This window comes from Amycolatopsis sp. NPDC049253 (genome assembly GCF_040678995.1).
GTDB lineage: Bacteria > Actinomycetota > Actinomycetes > Mycobacteriales > Pseudonocardiaceae > Amycolatopsis.
Map to the genome: position 1 here is coordinate 56,380 of NZ_JBFAQX010000012.1, position 19,207 is coordinate 75,586.

Here is a 19,207-nt window from a genome sequence, read left to right on the forward strand (position 1 = left end):
CGTGTGGACACCCCCGGGCCGCGGTCGGGTCAGGTGCAGTTGACGCCGGCCGCCTTGAAGGTGTCCTTGTTCACCATCTGGGTCTTGGCGATGGTCTCCAGCGGGAGGTCCTTGCCGTTCTTGACCTTGTCGACGAGGACCTGGATCGCGGTGCGGCCCACCTCGGCACCCGAGATGTAGAGCGAGGACTTGTTGCCGGTGTCCTTGCCCGCGGCCCAGTCCTTGCAGTCGAGGTAGGCGCCGAGGCCCACGCCGATGATGTTGTTCGCGGCGACGCCGGAGTTGGCGAGCGCGGTGACGACACCGGTCTCGTTCTCGTCGTTGCAACCCCACACGACCCAGTGCTTCACGCCGGGGTTGGAGCTGATCACGGCGCCGGCGCGGTTCTGGGCGTCGACGGGGGAGTTGTCGGTGCCCACGTCGATCACGTCGACCTGTGCGCCGGCGTCCTTCTCGAACGCGGCCTTGGCGCCGTTGACGCGATCGGTGCAGACGGTGAGGTCCTGCTTGAAGGCGCTGATCACCTTGGTGTCGGCGGCGGACCAGCCGGCGGCCTTGAACAGCTTGGCGGCCTCCTGGCCGACCGAGGTGCCCATCTGCGTGCCGTTGAAGCCGACGAACGGGGCGGCCTTGCCGGTGCCGTCCTTGATCACGTCGTCGGAGGAGATCAGCGGGATCCCCGCGGACTTCGCCTTGTCGATGACCTCCGGGCCGATGGCCTGGTCCGGTACGACGATGGCGACGCCGTTGGCCCCCTGTGCGACCGCGGCGTCGAGCTCGGTGATGGCCTTGTTGGCGTCCTGGCCGAGGTTGACGACCTTGAGGTCGACGCCCAGCTCCTTCGCCTTCTCCTGGGCGCCCTGCGCCTGCTCCACGAAGTACTGCTGGTCCCCCTGCTTCTGCAGGTAGTACAGCGTGATCTTGCCGTTGGTCGGCGCCTGCTGCGCGGGCGCGGCGGTGTCCTTGCCGGAGGAGCATCCGGCCAACACCGCACCGGCAATCAAACAACAACCAACAACGCTCCAGGTGCGTGACCTGTGCGGGTATGTGGACATCGAGTGCTCCCATGGGGGCCGAGGACGACTGTTGCGTGCGTGTGAACTCCGCGTGACTCGTATTACAAGACACTAGATCAGGTGACGTCAACCACGGGATCTGCCGCAGTTAGCGGATGGATACCTACGGAGAGTGATTTTCCTACCGGTGGTTGGCGGCTAATTATCGTATTTTTTCCCGGCTGACCAGGGTTTGTTGCTTCGCGCTGATCGCGCTGCTGTTTCGGTTGCTGGTGGGTTTTCTTGTTGACTTGGGTTCGATTACGGTCCGTCATGGCGGGCGTCGCGTCTTGTCCGGTCGACATGCGGCAGGATGTGGCCCGCAGCTGGACAAAGGGGGCGAACATGACGCACATCCGCCGTTCGGTCTTCGGGTGGGCCGGTGCCGTGCTTCTGCTGGCGGGGTGCAGCGGCGCTCCGCAGACCGCTCTGCCCGCGTCTGCGCCCTCTGCGCCTGGCCTGCCTTCTTCGGCCGCTCCCGACTCGTTCACGGTCGTGGCGACCGGCGACGTGCTGATCCACCCCGCGCTGACCGACCAGGCTGAGGCCGATGGTGGCGGCGAGATCGACTACCGCCGGATCCTCGCGGGGGTGAAGCCGCTCGTGTCCGCGGCCGACCTGGCCATCTGCCACCTCGAGACGCCGCTCGCGCCCGAGGGCGGGCCGTACACGGGATACCCGTCGTTCAGCGCGCCGCCACAGATCGCGGACGCCATCAAGGACACCGGCTACGACACCTGCTCCACCGCTTCGAACCACACCCTGGACAAGGGCGCGGCCGGCGTCACGCGGACGTTGGACAAGCTGGACGAGGTGGGCCTCAAGCACACGGGCTCGGCGCGCTCGGCTGCTGAGGCCTCGCGGCCGTTGATCCTCGACGTCCACGGCGTGAAGGTGGCGCAGCTGTCGTTCGCCTTCGGCTTCAACGGCATCAAGGTCCCCGCCGGCAAGCCCTGGCTGGCCAACGAAATCGACGCCGACGACATCCTCGCCGCGGCCCACGCCGCCCGCGCGGCCGGTGCGGAGGTCGTGATCGCCGGCCTCCACTGGGGGATCGAGTACCAGCACGAGGTGACCGATGACCAGGCTTCGCTGGCGCGCAAGTTGCTGGCCTCACCCGACGTCGACCTGATCGTCGGCCACCACGCCCACGTGGTCCAGCCCTTCGAGAAGGTCGAGGACAAGTGGGTGGCCTACGGTCTCGGCAACGAGATCGCCCGCCACGACGACCCCCGCGGCTCCACCGAAGAGGGCACCGCCGCGCGCTTCACCTTCACCCGGACCGACGGCCACTGGGCCGTCTCCAAGGCGGAGTACATCCCGACGCTCATCGACCTCGGTCCCCCGATCCGCCTGCGCGACTTGACCTCCGCACCGCCGACCACGCGCGGCACGGAGGCGCTGTCGAACACCGACGAGGTGGTCCTGTCCCGAGGTGCCGCGGACGAGGGGTTGACCCGGCCGGGGAAGTGAGCGGTCCTCAGTCGAGGGGCTGGGAAAGGGTGGCCTTGAGGCGCCGCGCCGCGTCGTCGGCCAGGACCTCGACGTGGTCGTCCAGCAACGCCTGCATGGTCTTCGCCGCGACCTGCTCGGGCTCGATCTTCGGGACGTCCAGCCACGCGGCGCCCTCGGTGTCGACGTACCCGGCGTGCACGCCCATCACCAGCGTGCCCTGGTCGCGCAGGCCTTCGCGCAGCGCTTCGGTCAGCGACCACTGGGCCGCCTTCGACGCCGAGTAGGCGACGGTTCTCGCGTTGCCCTTCCAAGACGCCACGGAGAGCATGTTGACCAGCGCGCCGCCGCCGTTGCGCGCGAGGACGGGCGCGAACGCTCGCGAGACCGCCCAGGTGCCGAAGAAGTTGACCTCCAGCACCTGCCGTGCGGCGTCCAGCGGGCCGGCGAGCAGTTCGCCGACGTTGCCGAGGATGCCGGCGTTGTTGATCACGATCGTGGCGTCGCCTGCCGCGGCCGCGGCGGCCGCGATGTCCTCGGCGCTGGTGACGTCCAGGCGCAGCGGTGTCAGGTCGGGGTCGGTGACCGACGCCGGGTCTCGCACACCCGCGTAGACCTTCGCCGCGCCGTGCTCGACGAGCGCGCGGGCGAAGGCGTGGCCGATGCCGCGGTTGGCTCCGGTGACCAGTGCGACAGATCCTTTGATGGCCATGGTGGCTCCCTTCCGGTCGCCACGCTACCACTCTGAATACAGATTTAGTATTCAGATGACCTCGGGCGCATGCTCGGGGAGTTCACCGCGCGAGGACCTCCACTTCGTCGACGGGTACCTCGACCCCGTCCTCGTCGACGAACGCCACCCGCACGGCCTTCCCCGTCGTCTTCGACCGCCGCGCGGCCGAAGGCCCGGCCGGTCGTGGCCGGTGCACGTCACCCCACTGCTGCAATCCGAGGAGCACGACCCACAACTCGCTCCCGGCCTCGGTGAGGTGGTAACTCTGCCGCTGCCGCGCCCCGATCTCCTGGTACGGCGCGGTTTCCACGACCCCGGCGTCGGTCAGCGTGCGCAGTCGCGCGCTGAGGAGGTTGGGTCCGATGCCCAGTGACTCGCGCAGCTCGCTGAACCGCGTCTGGCCGCGGAAGAGCTGGCGCAGGATCAGGAAGGTCCACCGTTCGCCGAGTACTTCCAGGCTTCGCTCGATGGAGCAGGCCGGCTCGTCGGTCAGCTGCTCGGCGAGCTCGGCTGTGCTGTTTTGTGTTCGTGCCACGGCACTCAGGATATCACTTCGAAACCCAGCCACGGCGAATCACGAACCGGGAACGGCGTGCTCGTGCCTCGGGGGAGCGGCACGAGCACGCCGTGGTCGGGTGGCCGCGGGTCAGTGGTCCCGGCGGGTGATGTGGTGGGCGAGCAACGTGAGTTCTGCTGCGGGGCGTGGCGCCGGCGCCGTGGCGGCCAACGAGGACAACGCCGAAGCCAGCAACCGCTCGGCTTCCGAAGAGCTCCACGAACGCCCGCCGGCCGAGTCGACCAAGGTGGCCGCCCGGGCGAGCTCCCCGGCCGACAGCGGAGCCTCCTGGCGGTACAACCCGGCCAGCTCCTGGGCGGCCGCGGTCTCGGAGGCCAAAGCCGCCACCACCGGCAGCGACTTCTTCCGGTTCTGCAGATCCGAATACACCGGCTTCCCCGTCACGGCCGGGTCGCCCCAGATGCCGAGGAGGTCGTCGACGTGCTGGAACGCCAGGCCGAGCGAGCGGCCGAACGCGCCGAGCTCCGAGACGTGCGTGCCGCGGCCGCCGACGACCAGCACGCCCAGGGTGCAGGCGGCGCCGAGCAAAGCGCCCGTCTTGCCCTCGGCCATGCGGATGCAGGACGACCGGTCGACCGACGCCCGTCGTTCGAAGGCCAGGTCCTCGTTCTGGCCGTGCAACAGGTCCAGCACCGCCGTGCTCAGGACGCGAGCGGCGGCGGGGCCGTCCGTGGCCAGGACGTCGAAGGCCAACGTCAGCAACGCGTCCCCCGCGAGGATGGCGGGGCTGGTGCCGAACACGGTCCACGCGGTCGCCCGGTGGCGGCGGGTTTCGTCGCCGTCCATGACGTCGTCGTGGAGCAGCGAGAAGTTGTGCACCAGCTCCACCGCCACGGCGGCGGCGATCGCGTCCGCCGGATCGCCGCCGGCCGCCTCGGCGGACAGCAGCACCAAGGCCGGCCGCAGGGCCTTGCCGGCCGGCACGGCCGACTCGGCGCCCGACGCGTCCCACCACCCGAAGTGGTAGCCGGCGATGCGGCGCATCGAGTGGGGCAACCGGTCGACCGCCGCGCGCATCGCCGGTTCCCACAGGTCCCGGCTCCACGCCAGTACTTCCGGCACCGTCCGCGCCCGGGCGTCCACTGTGGTCATACATCCCCTCCGAACGGAAAAACGAAGCTCAGCGCCCGATCTCGACGTCGTCGAGCACTCCCAGCGCGTCGGGCACCAGCACCGCGGCCGAGTGGTACGCACTGACCAGGTACGACGTCACGGCCCGGTCGCTGATGCCCATGAACCGCACGTTCAGCCCCGGCTGGTACTCGTCCGGCAACGCCGCCGGCCGCAGCCCGATCACGCCCGCGTCCTCCTCACCGGTGCGCATGACGAGGATCGACGTGGTGCCCTGCGGTGAGATCGGGATCTTGTCGCACGGCAGCAGTGGCACGCCCCGCCACGTCGTGACCCGGCGTCCGTCCAGCACCGCGTTCGCCGGGTAGAGGCCCCGCGCGGTGCACTCGCGCCCGAACGCGGCGATCGCCTTGGGGTGCGCCAGGAAGAAGCGCGACTTGCGCCGGCGGCACAGCAGCTCGTCGAGGTCGTCGGGCGTCGGCGGGCCGCTGCGCGTGGTCACGCGCTGGCCGAGGTCCGCGTTGTGCAGCAGCCCGAAGTCCGTGCTGTTCACCAGCTCGTGTTCCTGCCGCTCGCGCAGGGCCTCCACGGTGAGCCGCAGCTGCTGCTCCAGCTGGTTCATCGGCTGGTTGTAGAGGTCGGTCACGCGGTTGTGCGTGCGCAGGATCGTCTGCGCCACCGCCAGCTCGTACTCCCGCGGGGCCGGGTCGTAGTCGACGTACGTGCCCGGCAGCGCGACCTCGCCGTCGTGCCCGGCGGACAGGTCGATACTCGCCTCGCCGGCCTTGTTGTGCTCCCGGCCCGGGCTCGCCAGCACCGCACCGATATGGGCGCGCAGGCTTTCGACGCGGCCGTTGAGCCGCTCGAACGCCTCCGCCGGCAGCGCCAGCACGATGCACCGCGTGGCCGCCTTGGCGGTGAAGTTCCAGCTCCCCGCGGCGCCGCCCAGCAGCTCGGCGCCGAAGTGGTCGCCCGCGGTGAGCGTGCCGAGGTGTGCTTCCTCGCCGTAGGGGCCGGGTGCGGTGCGCGAAACCTTGCCGAACGCCACCAGCACCACCGAGTCGAGCGGCGAACCCGCCGTCACGATGGTGTCGCCCGGCTCGTACTCGCGCTGCTCGAAGCGCTCGGCCAGCGCGGCCAGCGCGTCGGCGTCCGCGAACCCGCGCAGCAGCGGCAGTTCCGCCAGCTCCGCGGGGACGACCTGCACCCGCGCGCCGGTGTTGAAGAAGCTCACCCGGCCGTCGCCGACGGTGTAGGTCAGCCGGCGGTTCACGCGGTACGAACCGGCCGGCACCTCCACCCACGGCAGCTGCGACAGCAGCCACCGCGGGGTGATGCCGCGCATCTGCGGCAGCGACTTGGTGGTGGTGGCCAGGGTCCGGGCCGCGCGCGTGGAAAGGGAAAGCGGCGGCTCTTCGGTCACGGTCATGCGGTTCCTCGCTTGGTGGGCTCAGCTTCGGGAGGTCTCCGGGACGCGGGCCTCGGCACGATCCGCAGCGCGCTCGTGCCCAGGCCCGTCGGCCCGAACGCCGACGGGGGCAGTGGCGCCGGCCCGGGCCGCGCGGAGGCGGCCTCGGGCGGGCGCGGCGGGGTGGCGGCCATGCTCAGTCACCGCGCCCGATCTCGGCGTTCTCCAGCACGGCCAACGCGTCGGGCACCAGCACGGCGGCGGAGTAGTAGGCGCTGACCAGGTACGACATGATCGCCTGCTCGCTGATGCCCATGAACCGCACGTTCAGGCCCGGCTGGTACTCGTCGGGCAGCCCGGTCTGGTGCAGGCCGACGACCCCCTGTGACTGCTCGCCGGTGCGCAGGAGCAGCACGGAGCTGGTGCGCGTCTCGGTGACCGGAATCTTGTTGCACGGCAACACGGGCACGCCACGCCACGCCGGCACCTGGTGCCCGCCGAGGTCCACCGCGTCCGGGTACACGCCGCGGCGGCTGCACTCGCGGCCGAACGCCGCGATCGTCTTCGGGTGCGCCAGGAAGACCGCGGGATCCTTCCACACCAACGAAAGCAGGTCGTCGAAGTCGTCGGGGGTCGGCGGCCCGGTGCGGGTGGACACGCGCTGGGAGTAGTCCGCGTTGTGCAGGAGGCCGAAGTCGCGGTTGTTCACCAGCTCGTGCTCCTGCCGCTCGCGCAGGGCCTCGACGGTGAGCCGCAGCTGCTGCTCGATCTGGTTCATCGGCTGGTTGTAGAGGTCGGCGACGCGGCTGTGCACCCGCAGCACGGTCTGCGCCACGCTGAGCTCGTACTCGCGCGGCGAGCTGTCGTAGTCCACGAACGTGCCGGGCAGCTGCGGTTCGCCGTCGTGACCGGACGCGACGTCGATCACCGCTTCGCCGTGGTCGTTGGCCGGCCCGGCCGACCCCGCGGCGACGGCGTCGAGGTGCTCGCGCAGCGACTCCGAGCGATCGAGCACGCCCTGGAACTCGCTGCGGGACAGGGAAAGCACGGTGCACGCGGTCACGGCTTTGGCCGTGTACTCCCAGATCCCGTCGGCGTTGGTGAGCACGGTGTCGCCGAAGTAGTCGCCGTCGGCGAGCGTGCCGAGCACCGTCTGGTCGCCGTACGCGCCGGTGCCGACCTTGCTGATCTTGCCGTGCGCCACGAGGAAGATCTGGTCGGCCTGGTGGCCGAACTCCACGAGCGCGTCACCGGGGGAGAACTCGTGCTGCACGAACCGGCCGGCCAGTTCGATGAGCACGTCTTCGTCGTCGAAACCGCGCAGCGGCGGCAGTTCACCCAGCTCCGGCGGGATCACGCGGACCTCGGCGCCGGTGGTGGTGAACGTGACGCGGCCGTCGCCCACCGCGTAGCTCAGCCGGCGGTTCACGCGGTACGCGCCGCCCGAGACCTCGACCCACGGCAGCACTTTGAGCAGCCACCGCGTGGTGATGCCCTGCATCTGCGGAACGGACTTGGTCGTCGTCGCGAGCGTGCGGGCCGCGGCCCGGCCCAGGCTCAGTTGCGGTTGTTCCTGATTCGCGGAGTCCACGGGGTCCGTGACGGTCACAGCGAAAACCACCTATCGTCGGATTCAGGACGTGTGAGAAAGTTTCCAGCACGAATTGGAGTTCGTTATTCTGCTGCAATTCATTCGGGTCGGCACCGCGGAATCAACATAGCAAGCCGGCCTCCCCCGACAATCCCACGATCGGGTAACCGGGTCGGTTCACCTGTTTGCCAGAACGGGTAACCGGACATTCCAGTTGCTGTTGTCGGAGCGCCAGTTTTAGACGATCTTGATCGGTACCGCGTCCGTCACCCTCGGTCGACGGGACTCACCCGGACGGGAAGTTCGGTTGAAGATCGCCGGTGGCACGCAGGTGAACGGGCATATCCAGAGCAGGTGTTCCAACATTCAACTGCTCCGTTCCAGTGATCATCGGGTGCTTCGCAGGGCCACTCGAATGAACCGAACTGCCGCTTCTTGTCGCCCGGGAATCAGATGACTAACTTGAGCGGGCCCACTTCCGGGAATTCGCCGAACAATGGCGGATCCAGTGGTCTTCGAGTGTGAAAGGGGTCAGATGAGCGTCTACCTGACGGGGATCTTCTGGGTGGTCGGTGCGGCTGTCGTCGGTGGCGCTATCGGCTATCTGGTGAGGCGGTTCGGCTGGGATGAAGGTCGTCGTGACAACAACGATGCGGCCGGTCAGGTGTTCACCATTGTCGGCGGGCTCCACGCGGTGCTCGTGGCGTTCGTCTTGATCTCGCTCTTCGACGCCGTGGGGACCGCGCGGGACGGCTCCTACACCGAGGCCGACAGCCTCGTCGCCATGACCTGGGCCGCCGAAGCGCTGCCGGGCGACACCGGCCAGCGCGTGCAGCAGCTCGCCACCGCGTACGCGAATACCGTGCAGCACCAGGAATGGCCGCGCCTGGCCGACGGTGGCACGCTCCCCGACACCGGCTGGACTCAGCTCGACCAGCTGCGCCGCACCATCGCCGCCGCGCAGGCGAACAACGACTGGGAGACCGACCGCAAGACCGAGGCCGCCAACGACCTGTGGCAGGTCTACCAGGCCAGGCAGGCACGCCTCACGGATGCCGCCACGAGCGGTGTCGGCTCCGTGGTGTGGTTCGCGTTGATCCTCGGCAGTCTCATTTCCGTGCTGCTGCCCAACCTCTTCGGTGGCACGCGCATGGCGGCGCACCTGGTGATCGTGTCGACGCTGGCCGGCACGATCGCTCTGCTGCTCTACGCGATCTTCCAGCTGCAGAACCCGTTCGCCGGCGGCGTGAGCATCCAGCCCGACGCGTTCAGCTCGGCACTGGCGCGACTGGGCTGAGGGCCGTGCGCATTCACCGTTTCCTTCCGGTGGCGGCCGCCGCGGCGGCGGTGTCGGCGCTGCTCGTGGCGTCGGGGTGGCTCGAGTCACCCGGCCGGACGCACCCGGCCGCGCCGGCGACGTGCGCGGTTCTCCAGGTGGAGAGCCAGAACTCGCACTCGTCGTCGTTCGTCCGGCTCACGTTGCCGACGGGCCAGCGGCAGTCGCTCGGCAACCCCGGCTACACCATCAACGCGATGGCCTACTCCGCCTCGCAAGGCGTGGTCTACGGCGTGGCCGACGGCCCGACCTCGGGCCACTTCCACGACGGCGCCCACGCGGTGCGGATCGACGCTTCCGGCCACGTGACCGATCTCGGCGGTGTGTTCCGCGCCGGCGCGCGACACGGCATCTGGAGCTGGGCGACCGGCTCCACCGGCGGCGCAATGGCCGGCAACTCGTGGTACCTGCTGCACGCCAACAGTCTGTACACAGTGGACGTCGACCCGGCCAGTCCCCACTACCTCGACGTGGTCGCACACCTGCAGCTGCGGCCCGTCGTCCTGTCCGCCGGCGTCGACGACTTCGCCTACAACCAGGCGGACGGCTTGCTCTACGGCGTCTCGGTCACGGCCGCGGGTCGCGGCTCGGTGGTCACGATCAACCCGCGAGACGGCCGGGTCGCCACGGTGCCGGGCCTGAAGTTCCCGCTCGCCACGGCGTACGGCTCGGTCGTGTTCGGTCCGGACGGTGCCCTCTACGCGACGGCGAACCGCATCGGCCACCGCAGCGTGACCTACCGCCTGCCGCGCGACGGCTCCGGCGGGGCCGAGGAAATCAGCACCGGGCCTGAGCTCTACACCTCCGACGCGGCCGGGTGTCTCGCCGGGGCGACGGCACCGCCGCCGCCACCCCCACCGCCTCCGCCGCCCCCGCGACTGGATCCCCCACCGCCGTCGAGTTCGGTGAAACCTTCGCAGACCGCGGAAGAACCACCGCCGCCGCCGGGGCTCGCGGAACAGCCGCCGACGGTGCCCCAGCCGCCGAACGCGACTTCGTCCGCCCCGATCGTCGCCTCGGCTTCGGTCGCGCCACCGACGAAGTTCCGTCCCGTTGCGACACCGCAGCCGGTGGCCGACGCCGGCCAGCGCGTGGAGAAACAACGCAGGTGGAGCGTCGCCGTGCTGGTTCTCGTGATCGGTGGTGGCGCGGCAGCGGGCCATGTGAGACGTGGTCGTTAACGCGGGCGTCGCCTCGAAGACGGCGGTTGTCCAACTCCGTTAACCAGACTCCTCCTCCGGTGTCGTGTGACGCCGGAAGAGGAGAAAACGGATGAAGCGCGTGAGAATCGGGGTCGCCGCGGGGATCCTCGCCCTGCCGCTGCTGGCCACCGGCACGGCGTCGGCGCACGGAGGCGGCGGGCACGCCGCGTTTGCCGCCCGCGACGACCACTACGGGACGCGAGCCGGCCGGTCGCTGCAGGTGCACGGCGACGGGGTGCTCGGCAACGACAGCCGCGGCGGCGCGAGTGGCGCCATCGTGCGCCACACCGTGCCGGCGCACGGGTCCCTGACCCTCGACCCCAGCGGATCGTTCAGCTACACTCCCGCGCCGGGCTTCCACGGCCGCGACACCTTCACGTACTCCGTGTCGGACGCGGTGCAGCTCTACCCGACCTCCCTGCCGCCGCTGGCGACCATCGGCGGCGTGAAGCTCACGGGTGGTGCCTACGGTTCCGCGCTCACGCCGGTCCCGGGATCGCGCGACGAGTTCTACGGCCTCACCGACCGCGGCCCCAACGTTGACGCGCCGGACGGGTCCAAGGTGGAGCCGCTGCCCGCATTCGACCCGGCCATCGGCAAGTTCCGCCTCAAGGACGGCAAGGCCGTGCTCGAGAAGCGGATCCCGTTGCGCGCCAAGGACGGTTCGCCGTACAACGGGCAGGTCAGCACGGCCGCCGACACCGGCGAGACGATCGTGGGCCTCGACGGGAAGCCGTTGCCGGCCACCCCCAACGGGTACGACTCCGAGGGTCTTGTCGCCGAACGCGACGGCACGTTCTGGGTGTCCGATGAGTACGGTCCCTTCATCACGCACTTCCGCGCCGACGGCCGCGCGATCGAGCGGCTCTCGCCGTTCGACGGCTCGCTGCCCGCGGAGCTGAAGTACCGCGTGCCCAACAAGGGCATGGAAGGCCTCGCGCTCACGCCGGACGGCAAGACGCTCGTGGGCATCATGCAGTCGGCGCTGCAGCAGCCGGACCTCACGAAGAAGCCCGGCAACGTGACAACGTTGCGGATCGTCACCGTCGACCTGCGCACGCGCGCGACCCACGAGTACCTGTACCTGCTGCAGGACCCGGACGACACGGGCACGGCCGTCAGTGAGATCACCGCGCTGTCGTCGACGAAGTTCCTCGTGGACGAACGCGACGGCAACTTCGAACCCGGTGCGTTCAAGAAGCTCTACGAGATCGACCTGAACGGCGCGACCGACGTCGGGCCGAAGGCGAAGGTGGCCGGTGCCGCGTACGACTCAGCCAAGGGCGGGCTGCTCGTGGGTGCCGCGCAGTCGAGCATCGACGCCTACGTCGGCAAGGACACCACCGAAGAGGCCACCGCGGACCTCGCCAAGGTCGGCATCAAGCCGGTCGCGAAGCAGCTGTACGTCGACCTCGGCGCGCTCGTGACCGGGTTCGACCCGGCCGGTGGCTTCTTCGGCCACGACAAGGTGGAGGGCGTCGCGACCACCGACGGCGGCCGCACCCTCGTGGTCAGCAACGACAACGACTTCGGCATCGACGGCCTCTCGAACACCGCGCCGCCGTACGCGCTCCACGCCAAGATGCTGCCCAACGGCACGCAGGATGACGGGGAGTACCTGAAGATCGACACGACGAAGCTGCCCGCCCGCGTCACCACGGCGACGGTCACCATCGACGTGCGCTGAGGTTCTGTTTCACCGCAAGGCACTGCGGCCGGGGCTCCCTCTTCGGGGGCTCCGGCCGTCAGTATTTGAACTGGTCCACGTTGTCCTGGGTGATCAGCAGCGGGTCGCCGAGCAGCAGGGTCTTCGAGCGCGCGTCGTACTTCACCGCGGGCAGCTCGGGGCTCACGTTGTTGCCGGGGCCGAAAGAGCGGCCCTCCACCAGCTGGTCCGCCGCCCACGCGGTGAGGTAGCCCAGCGATTCGACGTTCCACAGCACCGACATCGAGCAGGAACCGTCGAGCAGGTACGGCTTCATCGTCTGCGGCGTGCCCGTGCCGACCGTGTAGACGCGGCCGATCTTCTGCTGGTCCCGCACCGCTTGCGCGACACCGGGCGCCGACGTGGTGCACTCGCCGATCAGGCCCGTGAGGTCGGGGTGGCGGTCGAGGACCTGCTTCGCGAGCTCGGTCGCCGTGGTCGTGTCCTCGCCGGCGTAGACGGTCTCCACGAGCTGCGCCTTCGGGTAGCGCTGGGCCGCGTAGGTCTGCTCGACGGAGATCCACGCGTTGAGGTTCGCGGCGGTCCGCCCGCACGAGACGATGGCGAACTTGCCGCTGCCGCCCGTTTTCGCCATCAGCGCGTCGACGAGCGCGGTGCCGACGCCGTCAGGGGAGGCCTGGTTCACGAACACCTCGCGCTGCGTTTCCGGCGCGTCGGTGTCGGTGGTGAGCACGTGGACGCCCTTGGCGCGCGCGTCGGCGATCGCGGGCGCGAGCGCACGGGGATCGTTGGGCGCCACGGCGATCACGTCGACGTGCTGGGCCACGAGGTCGTGCAGGATGGCGGTCTGCGCCGCCGGGTCGACCGTCGCGGGGCCGCGCGTGATCCACTGCGCGCCGAGCCGCTGCGCCGCTTCCAGGCCGCCCGCGTTCATGGCGTCGAAGTACGCGATGCCCGCGACCTTCGGCACGAAGGCGATCCGGATCGGGGCCTCGCCGCCGTCGGCCGTCGGCTCACGGAGTGCGGAGGAACAGCTGCCGAGCCCCACCACCGCGCTGAGCAGCAGCGCGACGCCCAGGAAGAGCGTCTTGGACGGCCCTCGCATCCCCACCATTCCTTCGGTTCACGGTCTGCGCACAGCCGGCGACCTGGAGCGAACGTAAGGGAGCGTGCTCACAGGGGTCAACCGGTCGTGTGCAAAGGGTTACGGAAGTGAGTTCAACGGTGATCTTGGTAGCACCTGGTACCCGTTTGGGGTATGTGGTTACGCTGGGCGCGATGACTCGACCACCCCGCGGGTTCCCGCTCCCGGCCCCGGCGCGCTGGCTCTTGCTCGGCGCGCTGGTCTTCGGCGTGCTCGCGATGCATCACGTCCCGGCGCCACACGGTGGCGGGATGGCCGGGATGTCTGGTGCGCCCGGGGTGCCGGTGGTTTCGGCGGTGCCCGTCGCGCACTCGGCGATGGACTCGCCCGTGGTGGCGGTGGTGCCCGTGCTGGTGGCTTCGACGTCGGCGGATCCGGTCGCCGCGCCGTCCGGCGGCGACGGCGGCCACGTGATGCTGCACCTGTGCCTCGCGGTGCTGCTGGCCGCGGCGGGGCTGGTGCTCGCGCTGGCCTGGCTGCGCCGGCGTCGTGAAGGCGCGGTGCCGGACTCGGTCGAACGTGGACCCGCCGGGTTTGCCCGGGCGCCGCCTTCGCGAACGGGCCGAGAACTCCTCACCGTCTCCTGCGTACTGCGGATCTGATCGGGCACGAGCTCCATCGTGTCCGAACTCCGTCGTACCCAGTGAGGAAAGAAAACGTCATGAATCGCAAGATCCTGGCGGGCTTCGCGCTGCCCGCGATCACCGCCGTCCTCGTCGGCTGCTCGTCACCGAGCGTGGCCCCGCCCGCCGCTGATCACAACGCCGCGGACGTCACGTTCGCGCAGGACATGGTCCCGCACCACCGCCAGGCCGTGGAGATGTCCGGGCCCGTGCCGCAGCACACCGGCGACCAGCGCGTGATCACGCTGGCGAAGCAGATCCAGCAGGCCCAGCAGCCCGAGATCGACCAGCTCACCGCTTGGCTCAAGGCCTGGGGCGCGCCGGCCCCGGCGACGATGGGCGCCATGCCCGGCATGGACCACGATCGGATGCCCGGCATGGTCGACACCGCCGGCCTCGACCAGTTGCGTGACGCGGCCTACGACCGCAAGTGGCTCGAGCTGATGATCCAGCACCACTCCGGCGCCGTCGCGATGGCTCGTACCGAGCTGGCGCAGGGGAGCAGCAAGGACGCGAAGGCCATGGCCCAGCGGATCGTCGACACCCAGGAGGCCGAGATCACCAACATGAAGTCGCTCCTCGGCGGCTGACCGGGAATGGGAAATTCCGAGCACTGAGATACCCTAAGGGGGTATAGTGGACGACATGACTGACCACCAGCACGGCGCGTCCTGGTCCACCGCGATCCAGGCGACGCTGCACTGCCTCACCGGCTGTGCCATCGGTGAGGTGCTCGGCATGGTCCTCGGCACCGCGTTCGGGCTGCACAACGCGGCCACCGTGGCGCTGTCGATCGTGCTCGCGTTCGTCTTCGGCTACGGCCTGACGATGCGCGGGGTCCTGAAGTCGGGTCTGACCTTCTCGGCGGCGTTCAAGGTCGCGCTGGCCGCCGACACCGTGTCGATCGCGGTGATGGAGATCGTCGACAACCTCGTGATCGTCGTGGTCCCGGGTGCGATGGACGCGGGCCTGGCGACGGCGCTGTTCTGGCTGTCGCTGCTGTTCTCGCTCATCGTCGCCTTCGTGATCACGGTGCCGGTGAACAAGTGGATGATCGGCCGGGGCAAGGGGCACGCCGTGGTCCACGCGCACCACCACCATTGAGTGGTCCGGACCGGAGTGAGCACGTGGTTCACTCCGGTCCGGCGCGCGGAATAGCGAGTTCACATCCATGAACAATTCACAACCGTGAAAGCACGCTTTGGTGGGTGTACAAGCACATGACAGTCGTGTAAAACTCAGGCGGCCTTCTCGTGAGGCATTTCCCACTGGCGTTTTCCACGACTGTGAAATGGCGGGCAATCGTGAGCGTTTCCCGGCGTACCCTGCTGACCACCGCGGCCGGTGCCGCCGTGGCGGCGACCGCGACCAGCACCGTTTCGGCAGCGGCTTCCGAGCACGGGGTGTCCGACATCGCGAGCCAGGAGCAGGTGTTCCGCTCAGCGGCAGACTACGCGGTGAAGAAGCTGCGCGCGGTCGCACCGGGTGTCACCTCGTTTCCCACCGGGACCAAGTTCGAGAAATGGGCCTTTTCGCAGAATGGTGACTGGGTCGGCGGATTCTGGCCCGGCACGCTCTGGATGGCATACCTGCACACCGGCGACGAACAATTCCGCACGCTCGCACTCGCGTCGGCCGACAAACTCGCGCCGCGCCAGAACGACACCAGCACGCACGACCTCGGATTCCTGTTCTACCCGTCGTGGGTCACCGCGTGGCGCATCACCGGGGACGACAAGTGGCGCGCCGGCGCGATCCAGGCGGCCTCGTCGCTGATCAAGCGTTACAACGCCAAGGGCCACTTCATCCGGGCCTGGGGTTCGCTGACCGACCCGAAGGACGCGGGCCGGATCATCATGGACACGATCATGAACCTCGACCTGCTCGACTTCGCGACCAAGCAGACGGGCGACAGCCAGTACCTCGACATCGCCATCGAGCACGCGAAGACGGCGCAGCGCGTGTTCCTGCGCCCCGACGGCTCCACGCCCCACGTGTTCGACTTCGACCCGGCCACCGGCGCCGAGATCGGGCCGAACACCGTGCAGGGCTACAGCCCGGCGTCGTGCTGGTCGCGCGGGCAGTCGTGGGGTATTTACGGCTTCACCACGATGTACCGCCGCACCGGCGACCGCTCGTTCCTCACCACCGCGCGGCGGCTCGCCGACTTCGCGCTGAAGGCCCTGACCCCGGACAACGTGCCGGTGTGGGACTACACCGCCCCGCAGGCGCCCAACGACGTCAAGGACGCCTCCGCCGGGGTCGTGATGGCGTGCGGCCTCATCGACCTCGCCGCGGCCGCGGGCCGCCCGGAGTACCGTGCCGCCGGTCTGCGCCTGCTGGAGGCGACTTGCCGTACGTGCCTCACGACGAAGTCGACCCGCGCCGACGCGGTGGTGGCTCGCTGCACGCGCAACCGCCCGGCCGAGGACGGGATCGAGATCTCGTTGCCGTACGCGGACTACTACCTGCTCGAAGGCATCCTGCGCGTGCTGAAGCCCCGTGAGCTCGACAAGGCGATCGACCTGTCCGGGCACTGAGTTCCCGAACGAGGTGCCGGCCGCCGTGTCCCCGGGCGGCCGGCACCTCGGCGCGGTTTGTCTTTCAGACGGCCACGGCCGGCTGGATGTTGGCGCCCAGGTGGAAGACGTTGCCGGGGTCGTACTTCGCCTTGATCAGCGCCAGCCGGTCGTACTTCTCCGCGCCGTAGGCCGCGCGCACGCGGTTCTCGTCGTACTCGGTCATGAAGTTGACGTAGCCGCTGGCGCTGGAGGCGAACGGCGTGAGCGCGGTCCAGAACGCGCGCACCCACTCGCGGTCCGCCGCGAACTCCCGCGGATCGGCCGTGGTCGCCGCGAGGTTCACGGCGATCTTGGGCGTGCGCGTGCCGCCGAACGCTGTCGCGTCCTCGGCCACGCCGCAGTAGGCCCCGCGCATCAGGAACATCGGCGTGATCGACAGCGGCGACGACTTGCGCGGCAGGTGCTCGGCGATCACGTCGAGTACTTCGTCGCTCAGTTCGTCGATGTACAGCCCCTTCTCGTACGCCAGCATCCCGCGCGGAGCCGCTTCGTCGAGCATCTGCTGCAGCCCGATGTACGGGATCGGCGAGACCAGTTCGAACGCCGCCGGCAGCCCGCGCCGGACCTGCGCGACGACCTCGGCGTGCTGCTCGGCCCCCTCGAACCCGGCGATGACGAGCGCGTACCCGGGCGCGAAATGCGCTTCGGGCGGCACGAAGTCGGCCGGCGGCGCGTTGAGGCCCACCAGCATCGCGCCCATCGTCGGCGGCAGTGTCGCGAGGGTGTCGCGGATGAACCGCAGCGCCTCGGGACCCTGCGCGAGCGGCCAGAAGAACAGGCCCAGCTCGATCACCGGGCCGACCGGGTGCGCGCGGAACTCGAACTGCGTCACCACGCCGAAGTTGCCGCCTCCGCCGCGCAGGGCCCAGAACAGGTCGGCGTGCTCGTCCGCCGTCGCGTGCCGCGGCATGCCGTCGGCCGTCACGACCTCGGCCGAGAGCAGGTTGTCGACGCTGAGGCCGTGGCGCGCGGTCAGCCAGCCGACGCCGCCACCGAGCGTCAGGCCGCCGACGCCGGTGTCGCTGATCGTGCCGCCCGGGACCGCCAGCCCCTCCCGCTGGCCCGCCGCGTCGAGCTCGGCCCAGGTCGTGCCACCACCACAGCGGATGGTGGACGTGTGCGTGTCCACGGTGATCGAGCGCAGCGCGCTCAGGTCGATCACCAGGCCGTCGTCGCACATCGAGAACCCGCCGAAGCTGTGCCCTCCGCCGCGCACGCTCACCGGCAGCCCGTGCTCGCGGGCGAACGCCAGCGCCGTCGAGACGTCCGCGGTGCCGGCGACCTGCGCGATCACGGCCGGGTGGCGGTCGATCTGACCGTTCCAGACCTTCCGCGCTTCGTCGTAGCCGTCGTCCGCCGCGGTGAAGACGGTCCCCGCGAACCCCCGCCGCAACGGAGTCACGTCCTTCGTGTCGAGTGTGGTCATGCTGCCCCCTCAGGCTTGGCGAATTGTCCAGTATTGGTCGCCTGTCGGCGCAGCTCAAGGGCATATCGGCGCGACGGGACCGCCGGCGCCGGTTTTCACGTACGTGTCCGAGACGTAGAGGTCCGGGCCCACGCGGTCCCAGATCGCGCTGGTGCCGAGGGCGCCGCTCACGGACTCTCCGGGCACCGAGCACTCGATCGGCACGCGCGCATACGGCGCGGCGACGCCCTTTATCGCCGCTGACGTGCTGGGGCTTTCGCGCAGGTTCAGCGGCGCGCCCGCGGTGGTGATCACGCCGCCGGCGCCACCGGTACCGGTCCAGAGGTAGGTCACGTCGACCCACGAACTGCCCGTGAGGCCGAGGCCGTCCCAGAAGACGCCGTCGGCGAGATCGATGCCGGCCGGGTTTTTCACCGTGCGCCCGCGGGAGTCCTTGCCGCCGTTGAAGCCGTCCTGGAACGCGGCCTGCGCTTCGGGCGTGCCCTGCGGCAGCGTGGGGAAGGTGGCGCGCTGGTCCGGCGGGTTCCAGTAGTCGTCGTGGGTGTTCCAGGGACCGACCTCCCACACGGGCGCGAACTCGCAGCGGGTGCCGTCGGTGCGGCAGACCTTCGCCGTGTACGAGCCGGTTCCCTTGGGGGACACCGACTTCGTGGAGGGGAACGACACGAAGTGGTCGCTCTTGGCGATCACGTGGCCGTTGGACGTCTTGCCGCCGACGAGGCCTTCCCGCGTCGCGTAGATCCGGTAGGTCAGCGGTTCGGTGACCACCGCGGCGCGCGCCGTGCCACCCGACGCGGTGAGCGCCACCGAGCGCACAGTCGGCCGTGCGCCGCCGGCCGAACCGGACAGGGAGATCCTGGCCTGCACCACCTGGACCGCGAACGGGAACTCCTGGCCGGCCGGGGTCCACTCCGTCCAGTCGCCGGCCGTGTCGCGGCCCCGGACGTCGACCTCCACGGCGGTGCCGGCCGGGACGTCGTCCGCCACCCGCGCGATCACCCGGCCCACCGAGGACCCGAAGCGACGGGCGGCCGTGACGAGAACCCCTGAACTCCGCGCGGTCACCGGGTTCCACGCGGAGTCGGCCAACGTCAGGAAACCCGAAACCGAGGACACGTTCACGTCGTCACCGTCCACCGTGGACAGGTCCACCCGCCACGAACCGGCCGCGGCGGCCGGCGTCACGGGCACTACCGCGAGCACCGCCGAGAGCACGCCGAGCACCCGCCGAACCAGACCTCTTCGGACCATTCCCGCTCCTCCACGACAAAGGGGTCCTGTCGAGACGCAATCCTCGTCTCGACAGGACCCCTTGCCGCGCAAGCGACCCCGCGCGTACGG

At 69.8% G+C, this 19,207-nt stretch carries 17 protein-coding genes; 8 read left to right on the plus strand and 9 right to left on the minus strand.

Features of this window, described 5'->3' with window-relative positions:
- Positions 1-29: 29 nt before the first annotated feature.
- Complete coding sequence (locus AB0K15_RS26040) at positions 30-989, minus strand: substrate-binding domain-containing protein (RefSeq protein WP_364055495.1); 960 nt, start codon at positions 987-989, stop codon at positions 30-32.
- A 411-nt stretch (positions 990-1,400) separates the two neighbouring features.
- Between AB0K15_RS26040 and AB0K15_RS26045 the strand changes: the two genes are divergently transcribed.
- Entirely contained in the window at positions 1,401-2,528 is a 1,128-nt protein-coding gene (locus AB0K15_RS26045) for a CapA family protein (RefSeq protein ID WP_364055498.1), read from the plus strand.
- Positions 2,529-2,535: 7 nt separating this feature from the next.
- Here the strand turns inward: AB0K15_RS26045 and AB0K15_RS26050 are convergent, their stop codons facing one another.
- From AB0K15_RS26050 to AB0K15_RS26070, 5 genes are all read right to left on the minus strand, one after another.
- Positions 2,536-3,219, minus strand: a complete 684-nt coding sequence (locus AB0K15_RS26050; protein ID WP_364055501.1) for an SDR family oxidoreductase — start codon at positions 3,217-3,219, stop codon at positions 2,536-2,538.
- An 82-nt stretch (positions 3,220-3,301) separates the two neighbouring features.
- Positions 3,302-3,775 (minus strand): helix-turn-helix domain-containing protein, encoded by a 474-nt coding sequence (locus AB0K15_RS26055; protein WP_364055504.1) that lies wholly within the window; start codon positions 3,773-3,775, stop codon positions 3,302-3,304.
- A gap of 111 nt (positions 3,776-3,886) precedes the next feature.
- Positions 3,887-4,909, minus strand: coding sequence for a family 2 encapsulin nanocompartment cargo protein polyprenyl transferase (locus tag AB0K15_RS26060; RefSeq protein ID WP_364055507.1), 1,023 nt, complete (start codon positions 4,907-4,909; stop codon positions 3,887-3,889).
- Positions 4,910-4,937: 28 nt separating this feature from the next.
- A complete protein-coding gene (locus AB0K15_RS26065; protein ID WP_364055510.1) occupies positions 4,938-6,317 on the minus strand; it encodes a family 2B encapsulin nanocompartment shell protein in 1,380 nt (459 codons plus the stop codon).
- A 175-nt stretch (positions 6,318-6,492) separates the two neighbouring features.
- Positions 6,493-7,905, minus strand: a complete 1,413-nt coding sequence (locus AB0K15_RS26070) for a family 2B encapsulin nanocompartment shell protein (RefSeq protein WP_364055513.1) — start codon at positions 7,903-7,905, stop codon at positions 6,493-6,495.
- Positions 7,906-8,422: 517 nt separating this feature from the next.
- On the opposite strand from AB0K15_RS26070, the gene AB0K15_RS26075 reads away from it, so the two are divergent.
- The 3 genes from AB0K15_RS26075 (at position 8,423) to AB0K15_RS26085 (ending at position 12,112) form a co-directional block, all read left to right on the plus strand.
- The gene (locus tag AB0K15_RS26075) at positions 8,423-9,184 is read left to right on the plus strand and encodes a hypothetical protein (protein ID WP_364055516.1); all 762 of its coding nucleotides are present in this window, start codon (positions 8,423-8,425) and stop codon (positions 9,182-9,184) included.
- A gap of 5 nt (positions 9,185-9,189) precedes the next feature.
- A complete protein-coding gene (locus AB0K15_RS26080; protein ID WP_364055519.1) occupies positions 9,190-10,404 on the plus strand; it encodes a hypothetical protein in 1,215 nt (404 codons plus the stop codon).
- Positions 10,405-10,495: 91 nt separating this feature from the next.
- The gene (locus tag AB0K15_RS26085; RefSeq protein ID WP_364055522.1) at positions 10,496-12,112 is read left to right on the plus strand and encodes an esterase-like activity of phytase family protein; all 1,617 of its coding nucleotides are present in this window, start codon (positions 10,496-10,498) and stop codon (positions 12,110-12,112) included.
- 58 nt (positions 12,113-12,170) lie between these two features.
- Here AB0K15_RS26085 and AB0K15_RS26090 read toward each other — a convergent pair whose 3' ends face one another.
- Positions 12,171-13,196 (minus strand): autoinducer 2 ABC transporter substrate-binding protein, encoded by a 1,026-nt coding sequence (locus AB0K15_RS26090; RefSeq protein WP_364055525.1) that lies wholly within the window; start codon positions 13,194-13,196, stop codon positions 12,171-12,173.
- A gap of 173 nt (positions 13,197-13,369) precedes the next feature.
- Here AB0K15_RS26090 and AB0K15_RS26095 point away from each other — a divergent pair, with 173 nt between their 5' ends.
- The 4 genes from AB0K15_RS26095 to AB0K15_RS26110 all read left to right on the plus strand — a co-directional run bounded on the left by AB0K15_RS26095 (position 13,370) and on the right by AB0K15_RS26110 (position 16,398).
- Complete coding sequence (locus AB0K15_RS26095; RefSeq protein ID WP_364055528.1) at positions 13,370-13,837, plus strand: hypothetical protein; 468 nt, start codon at positions 13,370-13,372, stop codon at positions 13,835-13,837.
- A gap of 59 nt (positions 13,838-13,896) precedes the next feature.
- Entirely contained in the window at positions 13,897-14,448 is a 552-nt protein-coding gene (locus AB0K15_RS26100; protein ID WP_364055531.1) for a DUF305 domain-containing protein, read from the plus strand.
- A gap of 55 nt (positions 14,449-14,503) precedes the next feature.
- Positions 14,504-14,962, plus strand: coding sequence for a DUF4396 domain-containing protein (locus AB0K15_RS26105; protein ID WP_364055534.1), 459 nt, complete (start codon positions 14,504-14,506; stop codon positions 14,960-14,962).
- Positions 14,963-15,162: 200 nt separating this feature from the next.
- A complete protein-coding gene (locus AB0K15_RS26110) occupies positions 15,163-16,398 on the plus strand; it encodes a glycoside hydrolase family 88 protein (RefSeq protein ID WP_364055537.1) in 1,236 nt (411 codons plus the stop codon).
- Positions 16,399-16,462: 64 nt separating this feature from the next.
- On the opposite strand, the gene AB0K15_RS26115 is transcribed toward AB0K15_RS26110, so the two are convergent.
- Both AB0K15_RS26115 and AB0K15_RS26120 read right to left on the minus strand, forming a co-directional pair.
- Positions 16,463-17,866: an FAD-binding oxidoreductase gene (locus tag AB0K15_RS26115; protein WP_364055540.1), complete on the minus strand. Its 1,404-nt coding sequence runs from the start codon at positions 17,864-17,866 to the stop codon at positions 16,463-16,465.
- Positions 17,867-17,920: 54 nt separating this feature from the next.
- Positions 17,921-19,117: a hypothetical protein gene (locus AB0K15_RS26120; protein WP_364055543.1), complete on the minus strand. Its 1,197-nt coding sequence runs from the start codon at positions 19,115-19,117 to the stop codon at positions 17,921-17,923.
- Positions 19,118-19,207 lie beyond the last annotated feature (90 nt).

Coding starts and splice junctions, on each gene's coding strand:
- AB0K15_RS26090 (WP_364055525.1), bottom strand. CDS start 13,196: ATGCGAGGGCCGTCCAAGACGCTCTTCCTGGGCGTCGCGCTGCTGCTC.
- AB0K15_RS26120 (WP_364055543.1), bottom strand. CDS start 19,117: ATGGTCCGAAGAGGTCTGGTTCGGCGGGTGCTCGGCGTGCTCTCGGCG.
- AB0K15_RS26100 (WP_364055531.1), top strand. CDS start 13,897: ATGAATCGCAAGATCCTGGCGGGCTTCGCGCTGCCCGCGATCACCGCC.
- AB0K15_RS26115 (WP_364055540.1), bottom strand. CDS start 17,866: ATGACCACACTCGACACGAAGGACGTGACTCCGTTGCGGCGGGGGTTC.
- AB0K15_RS26045 (WP_364055498.1), top strand. CDS start 1,401: ATGACGCACATCCGCCGTTCGGTCTTCGGGTGGGCCGGTGCCGTGCTT.
- AB0K15_RS26085 (WP_364055522.1), top strand. CDS start 10,496: ATGAAGCGCGTGAGAATCGGGGTCGCCGCGGGGATCCTCGCCCTGCCG.
- AB0K15_RS26105 (WP_364055534.1), top strand. CDS start 14,504: ATGACTGACCACCAGCACGGCGCGTCCTGGTCCACCGCGATCCAGGCG.
- AB0K15_RS26095 (WP_364055528.1), top strand. CDS start 13,370: ATGACTCGACCACCCCGCGGGTTCCCGCTCCCGGCCCCGGCGCGCTGG.
- AB0K15_RS26060 (WP_364055507.1), bottom strand. CDS start 4,909: ATGACCACAGTGGACGCCCGGGCGCGGACGGTGCCGGAAGTACTGGCG.
- AB0K15_RS26050 (WP_364055501.1), bottom strand. CDS start 3,219: ATGGCCATCAAAGGATCTGTCGCACTGGTCACCGGAGCCAACCGCGGC.
- AB0K15_RS26065 (WP_364055510.1), bottom strand. CDS start 6,317: ATGACCGTGACCGAAGAGCCGCCGCTTTCCCTTTCCACGCGCGCGGCC.
- AB0K15_RS26075 (WP_364055516.1), top strand. CDS start 8,423: ATGAGCGTCTACCTGACGGGGATCTTCTGGGTGGTCGGTGCGGCTGTC.